General features: G+C 50.9%; 14 protein-coding genes. 8 read left to right on the top strand and 6 right to left on the bottom strand.

What is annotated here, in order from left to right:
• Positions 1–13: 13 nt before the first annotated feature.
• Together VH187_RS00420 and pobA are read right to left on the bottom strand one after the other, a co-directional pair.
• The gene (locus tag VH187_RS00420; RefSeq protein WP_329699529.1) at positions 14–889 is read right to left on the bottom strand and encodes a helix-turn-helix domain-containing protein; all 876 of its coding nucleotides are present in this window, start codon (positions 887–889) and stop codon (positions 14–16) included.
• A gap of 24 nt (positions 890–913) precedes the next feature.
• Positions 914–2,098 carry a 4-hydroxybenzoate 3-monooxygenase gene (pobA, locus tag VH187_RS00415; protein WP_329699528.1) on the bottom strand — a complete coding sequence of 395 codons (1,185 nt, stop codon included), beginning with the start codon at positions 2,096–2,098 and terminating at the stop codon, positions 914–916.
• A 276-nt stretch (positions 2,099–2,374) separates the two neighbouring features.
• Between pobA and VH187_RS00410 the strand changes: the two genes are divergently transcribed.
• The 8 genes from VH187_RS00410 (at position 2,375) to VH187_RS00375 (ending at position 8,970) form a co-directional block, all read left to right on the top strand.
• Positions 2,375–3,151 carry a threonine/serine exporter family protein gene (locus tag VH187_RS00410; protein WP_329699527.1) on the top strand — a complete coding sequence of 259 codons (777 nt, stop codon included), beginning with the start codon at positions 2,375–2,377 and terminating at the stop codon, positions 3,149–3,151.
• Positions 3,142–3,615: a threonine/serine exporter gene (locus VH187_RS00405; protein ID WP_329699526.1), complete on the top strand. Its 474-nt coding sequence runs from the start codon at positions 3,142–3,144 to the stop codon at positions 3,613–3,615. Before VH187_RS00410 ends, VH187_RS00405 begins: the two co-directional genes overlap by 10 nt.
• A gap of 100 nt (positions 3,616–3,715) precedes the next feature.
• Positions 3,716–4,255: a primosomal protein DnaT gene (gene dnaT / locus VH187_RS00400; protein WP_329699525.1), complete on the top strand. Its 540-nt coding sequence runs from the start codon at positions 3,716–3,718 to the stop codon at positions 4,253–4,255.
• A 2-nt stretch (positions 4,256–4,257) separates the two neighbouring features.
• Positions 4,258–4,995 carry a replicative helicase loader DnaC gene (dnaC, locus tag VH187_RS00395; protein WP_329699524.1) on the top strand — a complete coding sequence of 246 codons (738 nt, stop codon included), beginning with the start codon at positions 4,258–4,260 and terminating at the stop codon, positions 4,993–4,995.
• Between the two features lie 61 nt (positions 4,996–5,056).
• Positions 5,057–5,551 (top strand): YjjA family protein, encoded by a 495-nt coding sequence (locus VH187_RS00390; protein ID WP_329699523.1) that lies wholly within the window; start codon positions 5,057–5,059, stop codon positions 5,549–5,551.
• Positions 5,552–5,733: 182 nt separating this feature from the next.
• Positions 5,734–8,025 (top strand): phosphatidylglycerol--membrane-oligosaccharide glycerophosphotransferase, encoded by a 2,292-nt coding sequence (opgB, locus tag VH187_RS00385; protein ID WP_329699522.1) that lies wholly within the window; start codon positions 5,734–5,736, stop codon positions 8,023–8,025.
• 4 nt (positions 8,026–8,029) lie between these two features.
• On the top strand, positions 8,030–8,377 hold the full coding sequence (locus VH187_RS00380) for a hypothetical protein (RefSeq protein ID WP_329699521.1): 348 nt from the start codon (positions 8,030–8,032) through the stop codon (positions 8,375–8,377).
• Between the two features lie 8 nt (positions 8,378–8,385).
• Positions 8,386–8,970: a dihydrofolate reductase family protein gene (locus VH187_RS00375; protein WP_329699520.1), complete on the top strand. Its 585-nt coding sequence runs from the start codon at positions 8,386–8,388 to the stop codon at positions 8,968–8,970.
• Positions 8,971–8,994: 24 nt separating this feature from the next.
• On the opposite strand, the gene VH187_RS00370 is transcribed toward VH187_RS00375, so the two are convergent.
• From VH187_RS00370 to VH187_RS00355, 4 genes are all read right to left on the bottom strand, one after another.
• Positions 8,995–9,654, bottom strand: coding sequence for a DUF1345 domain-containing protein (locus tag VH187_RS00370; protein WP_329699519.1), 660 nt, complete (start codon positions 9,652–9,654; stop codon positions 8,995–8,997).
• Positions 9,655–9,799: 145 nt separating this feature from the next.
• Positions 9,800–10,231, bottom strand: a complete 432-nt coding sequence (locus VH187_RS00365; protein WP_329699518.1) for a hypothetical protein — start codon at positions 10,229–10,231, stop codon at positions 9,800–9,802.
• A gap of 456 nt (positions 10,232–10,687) precedes the next feature.
• A complete protein-coding gene (locus VH187_RS00360) occupies positions 10,688–11,137 on the bottom strand; it encodes a hypothetical protein (RefSeq protein ID WP_329699517.1) in 450 nt (149 codons plus the stop codon).
• A gap of 253 nt (positions 11,138–11,390) precedes the next feature.
• Positions 11,391–11,537: putative quinol monooxygenase (locus VH187_RS00355; protein ID WP_329699618.1), on the bottom strand; the 147-nt coding region annotated here is incomplete at its 5' end.

The raw sequence follows: 11,537 nt of genomic DNA, 5'->3' as shown, positions 1-11,537 counted from the left end.
TTTATTCTATATGTTAATCCTCTTTCATTTTTTCCCTGAATACTTTTGGGGGCATTCCGGTATAACGTCGGAAGAATCGGGAAAAATAGGTTGCATCACTAAACCCTAAGTAATCAGAGAGTTGTACAATCGACATGCGGGTGTACTGCAGGCTACGCTTTGCCTCCAGCATGAGTCGTTGATGTAACATATTCAATGCACTGCAATTATGAAATTCTTTGCACAAATAATTGAGATGGGTCACTGACACCCCGACAGACTGTGCGTATTCGGACATTTTTAGATGTTCGCGATAATGACTTTCAATGCGCCTCACAAATTTTTGCATGACGCTACGCCGACGCTCTGTCCTGTCTTCTACAGCTACCACGCCCTGGCACTGACGATTAATCCACACCAGTAATGCACTGAGCATGGCGTGAAGCATTAACTCACGCGCATCATTCTCCCGCTGATACTCATCAAGCAATGTGGAAAAAAGTGTACGGATGTGTGAGCGGGAGTGTTTAACGCTAATGCAACGGGGTTGATTCAACACGGCTATCTGGCGGTCAAACTGGTTTTCAAAACGGCTCAATAACGGTAAAGCCAAAGAAAGAACATAGCCTTGGGTGCCAGGTGAAAATCGGAACCCGTGTACGCACAAGGACGGCACCACCTGGATACAGGCCTCTTTTATCACCCTTCTCTCACCTTCAATTTCAATCTCAGCCTGCCCTTTGTGCAAATACAATAGCTGCACCAGTTCCGCATGCTGATGCACGCGGATATGCCATTCATAGAGGCTGCTGCGCTGATGGATAGACTCACAATGCAGAAGTTCAGGCGTGGGCCAGCCAAACTGTTCGCCGTACAGCTTAAATACCGGGATGGTGCTGTGATGCGCCATAAACTCTCCTGTCATCGCCTGAACTTAACGAACCCTTTCGTAAGGCAAACCAACGTAGTTTTCTGCAATCGTCGTGAGCCCGGCTCTTGATCCTAAATAGTAACGACGATCGGCCTCCTGCATTTTCAGATCGAACGGACTTTTATCTTTAAAATCATGTAATAAATGGGTCATAAACCAACTGAATCGCTCCCCCTTCCACACCCGATTCAGCGCAAAGGATGAATAACTCGCCAGCAAATCCTCGCGCCCATGATGATAAAACTGACAGAGAACGCGCCATAAATAGTTCACGTCCGAGGCCGCCAGATTGAGTCCTTTTGCCCCCGTTGGCGGAACGATATGAGCGGCATCGCCGACCAAAAAAAGTCGGCCAAACTGCATGGGCTCGACGACATAACTGCGCAGCGGGGCGATACTTTTCTCAAGTGAGTGACCAGTCACTAACTTATTCGCCAGCTCCGACGGCAAGCGGCATTTCAGCTCCTGCCAGAAGCGTTCGTCACTCCACGCTTCTACGCTCTCGCTGAGCGGTACCTGCAAATAGTAGCGACTTCTAGTTAGTGAGCGCTGACTACACAAAACGAATCCGCGTTCATGATGCGCATAAATCAGTTCCGGATTAATCGGCGGCGTGTCGGATAACAACCCCAACCAGCCGAAGGGCCAGACACTTTCATACTCGCGAAGAAGGGATTTCGGAATGCTCTGGCGTGAAACGCCGTGGAATCCATCGCAGCCCGCCATAAAGTCACATTCGATTCGACAGATTTCGCCTTCTTTCTCAAACGTCACAAACGGTCTGTCCGTTTTCATCTCGTGCAATTCAACATTGCTGACGCCATAGATGATTGGCGCTCCGCTACTGGCCCGGGCCTCCATCAGGTCACGCGTCATTTCGGTTTGCCCGTAAACCATCACGCTTTTGCCTTCGGTCAACTCGCTAAGCGGGACCGGGATTCGCTCGCCATCAAACAGAAATTCCACGCCATGATGCACAAGGCCCTCGGCATCCATTCGCTGCGACACGCCTGCCTGTCGCAACAAATCGACCGTGCCGCTCTCCAGAATGCCCGCCCGAATCCGCCCCAATACATACTCTGGCGTCTGCCGCTCAAGGATAACCGTGGCAATCCCGGCATTGTGCAACAGTTGTCCAAGCAACAACCCTGATGGGCCCGCACCGATAATAACGACCTGCGTTTTCATGAGCTCTGCCTCAGCATGGTTAATTATTTGTTGGTTTTTTGTATCGATAAAGTGTCTTGTTGCATTTTTGATAAGCAGACGCAGAAAAAGAAGGGCATAAATCGTGTAAAACGTGCACTTTTCAACGATCTTGCAAAAGTGTGGTTCAGTTCAAAAAACACACGCCCTGCTTCAAACATGTTCGTTTTGTTTGATCTCGTGGGGCCATGTGCCATGGGGTTTCAGGTAAAAACAGGTTTATCGGTGTTAAGACGGGCGAGCAAAATTCAGGTGGGTATGGAAACAGATCGAGCAGAGCAGAGAAAAGTCACGCGGCTATGTATTCAATGTGCCCTGCTATTGCTACAGCACGGCGCGGAAAGTGCTTTGGTGGAGGAGCTCTCTACCCGCCTGGGAATAGCGCTGGGCATGGACAGCGTGGAAAGTGCCATTTCCTCTAATGCCATCGTACTGACCACGCTACATAACGGGGAATGTCTGACATCGACTCGTAAAAATAACGACCGTGGTATCAACATGCATGTGGTGACGGAAGTGCAGCACATCGTCATCATGGTTGAGCATAAATTGCTCGATGCACAAGATGTCGAAAAACGTTTCGCGCAGATTAAACCGCTGCGTTATCCACGTTGGTTAGTGGTCACTATGGTTGGGCTCTCCTGCGCGTGCTTCTGCAAGCTCAATAACGGCGGCTGGGATGGCGCCTTTGTCACACTGTGTGCCAGTACGCTTGCCATGTATATCCGCCAGGTACTGACCCACCATTCAATGCACCCGCAAATAAACTTCTGCATCACGGCGTTTGTCGCCACCACCGTGTCTGGCCTGATGTTGCGCTTACCTGCTTTTCAGCAAACCTCTACGGTCGCGATGGCCGCCAGCGTCCTGCTGCTGGTTCCGGGGTTTCCGCTGATTAATGCCGTCGCGGATATGTTCAAAGGGCACATCAATACCGGCCTTGCGCGCTGGACGATAGCCAGTCTTTTGACGCTAGCAACCTGTGTCGGCGTAGTCATGGCAATGACGTTATGGGGACTGCGCGGATGGGCATAATCGATTTCTTACTGGCGTTGGCAGAAGACATGGTGCTGTCGGCGATCCCTGCCGTGGGTTTTGCGATGGTTTTTAACGTCCCACAACGGGCGCTCCGCTGGTGTGCACTGCTCGGGGCGGTGGGCCACGGTTCGCGTATGGTTATGATGCTGGCCGGAATGAATATCGAATGGGCGACCTTCATCGCCTCCATATTAGTCGGTAGCATTGGTATTCAGTGGTCGCGCTGGTATCTGGCGCATCCCAAAATTTTCACTGTCGCGGCGGTCATTCCCATGTTTCCGGGCATATCAGCGTATACCGCGATGATCTCAGCCGTAAAAATCAGTCATTTAGGCTACAGCGACACATTGATGGTAATGCTGCTGGAAAATTTCCTCAAAGCCACCTCCATCGTGGGTGCGCTGTCGATTGGACTATCCATTCCGGGCCTATGGCTGTACCGCAAACGCCCTCGCGTCTGAAACACGGATTTGCGCACGTCCTGGAATCTCCTCCCGTGCGCGGGTCTGTGCTACTATCTGCCCATGTTATACCTGTTGTTTCTTTGTTTGAGTAACTGCTATGTCTTCCAGAATTCTGACGTCCAGCGTTATCGGGGTTGAAGCGTTTTTGCGCGATCCTGATGGCGTGTTGAACAATGCCGATAACGGCGCCATTGCGGTATTTGCCAATAATGCGCCCGCGTTTTATGCCATTGCGCCCGCACGCCTGGAACAGTTGCTGGAACTGGAAGCCAAACTTGCTCGCCCGGGCAGCGACGTCACGCTGGACGGTCAGTTTTTCGATGAGCCGACAGCCGCCCCCATTGCCGTACCGATGGGCAAATTCGCGATGTATGCCGATTGGCAGCCCGATGCGGATTTCCAGCGCATGGCAGCACTGTGGGGTATTGCCCTGACGCAGCCCGCTACACCGGAAGAATTGGCTTCGTTCACGGCCTACTGGCAGGCGGAAGGCAAAGTCTTCCATCACGTGCAATGGCAGCAGAAACTGGCACGAAGTCTGCAAATCGGCCGCGCCAGCAACGGCGGGCAACCAAAGCGCGATCTCAACACGCTCTCTGAGCCAGATAATCACATTCCCCCAGGTTTTCGAGGTTAATAATGAAAAATGTTGGTGACCTGATGCAACGCCTGCAAAAAATGATGCCAAAGCACATCGAACCGGCGTTCAAAACGGGTGAAGAACTGCTGGCATGGCAAAAAGAACAAGGGCAACAGCGTTCAGAAGCGCTGGAACGTGAAAATCGTGCCATGAAAATGCAGCGCACGTTCAACCGCTCCGGCATTCGCCCACTGCACCAGAACTGCTCATTTGATAACTACCGCGTAGAGTCTGACGGGCAGATGAATGCCCTGTCCAAAGCGCGCCAATATGTTGAAGAGTTCGACGGTAACATTGCGAGCTTCATCTTTTCGGGCAAGCCTGGCACCGGAAAAAACCATCTGGCCGCGGCTATATGCAACGAACTGCTGCTGCGCGGGAAATCGGTACTGATCATCACCGTCGCCGACATCATGTCTGCGATGAAAGACACGTTCAGCAATCGCGAGGTCACCGAAGAGAAACTGCTGAACGATCTGAGTAATGTCGATCTGCTGGTGATCGATGAGATCGGCGTGCAGACGGAATCCCGCTACGAGAAAGTGATCATTAATCAGATCGTCGACCGCCGTTCATCGTCAAAACGCCCAACCGGGATGCTCACCAACAGCAACATGGATGAAATGAACAAATTGCTCGGTGAACGCGTCATGGATCGCATGCGTTTAGGCAATAGCTTGTGGGTAATCTTTAACTGGGAGAGCTACCGCAGCCGTGTGACAGGCAAAGAGTATTGAGATATTTCTGATCCTGAGCAGCGTTATACTGACCAGGTTTCAGTCAACTGAGTAAAATAAAATGAATAATACTAAACGCCTTGTTTGCACTATCGCGCTCACCAGCGCTCTGCTTTCCAGCAGCGCTTTTGCCCTTTCACTCAGCGACACGCTTTCCAGCGCAGCCAGTGAACTGAGTGGCCAAAGTTCAACGTCTTCCCAGGGCGGCACGTCCATTTCGTCCCTGACCAGCCTGCTCACAGGCAGCGGCAAAGCGCTCAGCGCTGACAACATGAATAACGCGGCGGGCATTCTCGGGTATTGCGCGCAGCAGAAGCTGACTTCCGTGACCAATGCCGACAATGTGAAGGATCAGGTGTTGGGCAAACTCGGCCTGGACACCGCGCCTGAGCAAAAAGCCGATACCAATTATATGGACGGTATTCAGGGTCTGCTTAACGCTCAGAATGGCCAACAGCTGAACCTGAGTTCTCTCGGTGATTCCGAGCTTGGAAAACAAGTTAAAACCAAAGCTTGCGACTTGGTGCTTAAACAAGGCACGAATTTCCTCTCCTGATCCCCTCAACATCCCGCTCATAAAGCGTGTGAGCGGGATAAAAAATACGCACATCTCAACCAATTCTGAATAAATGCACATTTTGATGACGCTACAATTGCAGCAATATTGCACTGCAATTAAAGTGTAGGGCCCAAAATAGTGTCTGGTCAGTGGATGACCAATGTAACTGAGGATGTGCTGTGTCCGAGCTTGTCTCTATTGCTCTGTTTCTCGCTTCCGTCGTGATTTATGCATGGAAGGCGGGGCGTAATACCTGGTGGTTTGCTTCCACCCTGACGGTGCTTGGCCTTTTTGTGGTCCTGAACCTGACGCTTTACGCCAGTGATTACTTCACCGGCGACGGCATCAACGATGCCGTGCTGTATACCCTCACCAACAGTCTGACCGGTGCAGGCGTCAGTAAATATATTCTTCCCGGCGTGGGCCTCGTGCTAGCGCTGATTTTAGTCTTTGGTGGACTCGGCTGGCTGCTGCGCCGTCGTCGTCACCTTCCTCATCATTTTGGTTACAGCGTGCTGGCGTTAGGGCTTGCCCTTGCCTCCGTGGACGCAAGTCCTGCATTTCATCAGATAACGGAACTGGTGAAATCCCAGTCCCGCGATGGCGATCCGGATTTTGCGGCCTATTACAAAGAGCCGTCTAAATCGATTCCGAACCCAAAACTCAACCTGGTTTATATCTACGGTGAAAGCCTTGAACGCACCTATTTTGATAATGACGCGTTCCCGAACCTGACGCCTGAACTCGGTAAACTGAAAGATGAAAGCATCGATTTCAGCCACACCGCGCAACTGCCAGGCACGGATTACACCATTGCCGGAATGGTCGCGTCGCAATGCGGCATCCCGCTTTTTGCGCCGTTCGAAGGCAACGCCTCGGCTTCCGTATCCAGCTTCTTCCCGCAAAATATCTGCCTTGGCGATATTTTGAAAAACTCCGGCTACCAAAACTACTTTATGCAGGGCGCAAACTTGCGCTTTGCCGGTAAAGACGTCTTCCTGCAATCCCATGGTTTCGAGCACCTCTACGGTGCGGAAGAACTGAAAACCACCGTTGCCGACCCCAACTATCGCAACGACTGGGGCTTCTACGATGACACCGTGCTCGACGAAGTATGGAAAAAATACGAAGAGCTGTCGAAATCCGGCCAGCGTTTCTCGCTGTTCACGTTGACTGTCGATACCCATCATCCGGATGGCTTTATCTCCCGCAGCTGTAACCGTAAAAAATATGAAATCGACGGGAAGGTGAACCAGTCATTCAGCGCGGTCACCTGTAGCCAGGAACACGTTGCAGCGCTGATCGAGAAGATCAAAGCCTCGCCGTACTTTAAGAACACAGTGATCGTGGTTTCTTCCGATCATCTGGCGATGAAAAACACCGCCTGGGAATACCTCAATAAACAGGATCGCAGCGATCTGTTCTTTGTCATCCGCGGCGACAAGCCGCAGCAAGAAGTGATGGGCGTAAAGCGCAGCACCATGGATAACGGTGCCACAGTGCTGGATATTCTCGGTGGCGACAACTTTATCGGCCTCGGACGCAGCAGCCTTTCCAGCCAGTCGCTGTCCGAAGTGTTCCTCAACATGAAAGAGAAAGTGCTGGCGTGGAAACCGGACATTATCCGCCTGTGGAACTTCCCGAAATCAATCAAAGATTTCACTGTCGATCAACAGAAAGGCATGATGGCTTTCTCTGGTTCGCATTTCCGTCTGCCGCTGCTGCTGCGAGTCTCCGACAACCGAGTCGAACCGCTGCCGGAAAGTGAATACTCCGCGCCGCTGCGCTATCAGCTTGCCGATTTTGCGCCACGCGATAACTTCATGTGGATTGACCGCTGCTACAAAATGGCTCAACTGTGGGCACCAGAACTGTCGCTTTCAACTGACTGGTGTGTTTCTCAGGGCCAGCTTGGCGGCGAGCAAACCGTGCAACATGTTGATAAAGCACAGTGGAAAGGGAAAGCCGCGTTCAAAGACACGGTTATCGACATGGTGCGCTACAAAGGCAACGTCGACACCCTGAAAATCGTGGATAACGACATCCGTTATAAAGCGGACAGCTTTATCTTCAACGTCGCCGGAGCACCAGAAGAAGTGAAACAGTTCAGCGGTATTTCCCGTCCGGAGAGTTGGGGCCGCTGGTCAAACGCGCAACTCGGTCATGAAGTGAAGATTGAGTACAAAACGCCGCTGCCACAGAAATTCGATCTGGTGATCACCGCCAAAGCCTTTGGGCCGAACGCCGACAAACCGATTCCGGTGCGCGTGGGTAACAGTGAGCAAATGCTGACACTCAGCAAAGACGTCACCACCACCACGCTGCATTTCGATAACCCGACGAACAGCAATCTGCTGACGATTGCGCCGCCGGATCCGCAAACCACCAACGAGGGCAATATTCTCGGCCACTCCCCGCGTCAGTTGGGGATTGGAATGGTGGAAATCAAAGTGGTGAAATCGGAAGGGTAACGTTATGGGGAGCTTCGGCTCCCCTTTTTCACTGGAGAATAAAGCCCTCACCATAACCGACATTGTCGCCCGACCTACTGCTTCGCAAGATATTCCTCAACTTCCTGTCCCCTCTCGCTCAGCCATCCCTTCAACGATTTTTCAGTTAACGATTTTTCAGTTTCAGGCAGCAACGACGACTGGCAAAGCACCTGCGTCAAAGTCCGGCAATGGGCGCTGTTCAGGAACCGTATTGCTTTTATACTTAATGCCAGACGTTCCAGGGATGTCATTGGAGAAAATGAGTGCGATTAAAGACGGGAACCTGACCCAGGCGCGCCTCGCAGGTCAGGTAATCAAAACTGAATCATAGAGAAAATCATGAGAAAAATAGTCTCGTTTGTCCATGTGTCGCTGGATGGTTTTGTCGCTTCTACCGCTGAGGGGCCGGCGAGTCTGGCCTGGATAAGCCTCAGCCCCGACTTGTTTGAATATGTAGAGCAGCGGATCCAGCAGACCGACACCGCCTTATATGGGCGCACCACCTGGCAGATGATGGAATCGTACTGGCCCACGGCTGCCGACAAGTCCGACGCCAGCCCGCATGACCATGCGCATTCGCGTTGGTATAAATCTGCCCGCAAAGTGGTGTTGTCGAAAACCCTGTTGAAAAAAAATCACCCTGATACGCACATTATCAGTGGCAATGTGAACGACGAAATCAGCAAGCTCAAACATAGCGCGGGCAGCGAAATCTTACTGTTTGGCAGCCCCTCAGCAACTCACGCACTAATGACGGAAAACCTTATCGATGAGTATTGGCTATTCGTCAATCCGGTACTGCTGGGGCAAGGTATTCCCTTGTTCAAAAACATCAAAGACAAAACTTCTCTCATGCTGGTAAAGAGTCACGTTTTCCCGTCGGGCGTAGTGTGTCTGCAATACGAGGTGAAACGACATCAATAATGCTATTCTGCAAAAAGAACGGAGTCAGTTCAGTAGCCCGGCTCCGACATTCACCGACAGCCCCAAAATTGCCAGATTGAAAACAAAAGAAATAACCGACTGGAGCAGCGTAATTTGCCGGATGTCGGTGGTTCCCGTTTCCACATCGGCGGTTTGCGACGCGACGGCGATGGTGAAAGAAAAATACAGGAAATCCCAGTAACCCGGCTCCTTCGGCTTATCCGGGAAAATCATCGGCGTAACGTCTTTACTGCGGTGCAAATAATGGTGATGAGCGTAGTGCATGGCAAAGGAAGTGGGTAGTAAGGCCCAGGAAACCACCAGCGTGCTACCGGTCAGCAGCAGATGCAACGCGCGTGGTGCTCCGGTGAGGTGCTTAAGCGAAGTCAGCTCAATCAGGATCGCCAGGATACTGACCAGGCAGCCGATGATCACTATGCCCAGCACCAGCCCCGCGCTCTCATCCTGCATTCTGGCAATGCGCGGAATATCCTGCACATCTGTACGCAGCATACGAAACCACATAAAGAACAAATACAGCCACGCCAGCACATTCCAGCCTATCAGCAACCGTTGCAGATAGCCCAGCCCGGCGGGGAGGGCTAAAAAGCAGATGACTCCGGCCAGTATAGAAATCAGCAAACGCAGACGGCCGTGAAAATAGGTTCTGAAAGAAAAAGTCATAATGTGAGTGTCTTAGCCAGGGGGCGATAGATTAACTGTAGACACCCGTTGGCGTTTTGAGTGTCCCGCTACTTTGAACGGCGCCCTCTTTTCCTGCCCAGCAAACTTATTGTGCAGTCCAGGAGCGCCGCTGTATTTAGCGTTTTTAATGCGTTGTTTTCACCCAACGCGGAGCTTTCAAATCCGCAGCAAACATCCACACCAGCTCGCACAGCAATCCCTTCAACGATTTTTCAGTTTCAGGCAGCAACGATTGCTGGCAAAGCACCTGCGTCAGAGTCTGGCAGTAGTCGCACAGCGCTTCGGCATCCGGTTCGAAAAATTGTTGCGGATCGGGGAGCGTCTCAACGGTGAAACGTTCGATCAGGTGCGGCGGAATAGGATCATCAAGCGTCGGGCGGAGCAGCGCCAGACAGGCCCCGATCCGGCCCAATAGTGCCAACTTACAGACCGGATCATCACAGTCAATCAGGGTTTCAGCAAAGCGATCGCAGCAATCGGCCAGATCGGTAAAATCGGTTGCGGCGCTAAAGGGGACAGTCAGTAAATTGCAGTCGGTATTGAGGGTTATTGCCATGTTGGCGGCCTCCAGTGTGTGGTATTTAAATACCGCCAGCGGAGAGGTCAATCTCACGGGTGGCGGAACCGGGTGGGGTTGACCTTACCGACCACACTGACATCGGCGCATCTTACGATGCCCCCACCCGGCCCACCATTGTAGCGTAGCCGTGTGAACGACACAAAAAGGGGCGAATGCGCCCGTGTGCCGCCAGTGTGTGGTTTCAGGAGGTCAATCCCGACACCTGATTTTGCAGGTGCGAAAGAAGAATACGGTGATAACCCGACCCCGACAAGGGCTATTCCCGGAAGCAGGTTCTCATTTTGGAATGTAAATTTGGAGTGGGTGTTACATCAGTTAGATCAATGGGTTGCTGGTATTTATTTGCTAGTAACATTATCTGTAATTAAACCAGAAGTAGGGCTGACCGTTCATTGCTCTATAGAACATAATATATGCCTTTTGAACAATACCTTACTGTTCGCATCCTTGATTTTTTGAGTAATAAGTTGGTCCAGGATTTACAGCGTCAAAACTTCCTTTTTCAAAAACTTTATTATTCTCAATTGATTCATCGTTTATAAGTTGGTCAGGGTTGATGCGGAATTTCATGTAACTGACATTCACTTTACCGTTATCGGAGTTTTGGATAATATCTATTTCCTCCAAGTTATCCAGGCTGCGAAATATGGTATTAGTGAGCACTGGCGTCGAGGACGAGTTAGAATTGTACAAAGGATAAAGTACCCCGCTTACAATCAAACCTTTATCTGTGATGTGCATGGGCGTTGGGGATATATCTTTGCAGATAAACGGCTTGGACAGATCTATAGGTTTACTAAATATGTTGGCACGAGCGGGGTTGATTGAGACAAAAAATGCGCTAATGAAGACAATGACGCCAAGGGATTTGGATGTTTTCATTGACAGGTTACCTAGAAATTAAATTTGATAAATATCAGGGTTTTTTATTTTGCCATAACTAAGTTATCCATTGAAAAAATAATTGTATCTCTTTGAGATATATCAAAGTGGCCTGTTTTATCTGCGCAGTAGACAAAATCAATGAACCTTGAATAATTACTAATGCCACAAACCAGCGCCTCCATGATCTCCCGCAACAAAAAAGCCCGATCCATCACGCAACCGGGCTTGATTCAAACTTAAAGCAGAAAAATTACAGCGCCGGTTCCAGAATACGGATATGGCTTTCCAGCACGTCGCCTTTGACGGCTTCGCTCCACGCTTTCATATGCGCGGTTTGCAAATGGGCTTCGAGATGGGCAACGGTTTCCCACAGTTCAACCATGGTGATGGAATCCGG

This window comes from Scandinavium sp. (genome assembly GCF_036271055.1).
Taxonomy (GTDB): Bacteria; Pseudomonadota; Gammaproteobacteria; order Enterobacterales; family Enterobacteriaceae; genus Scandinavium.
Note: the sequence above shows the minus strand (reverse complement) of the source record. Positions and strands in the feature narration are given on the sequence as shown.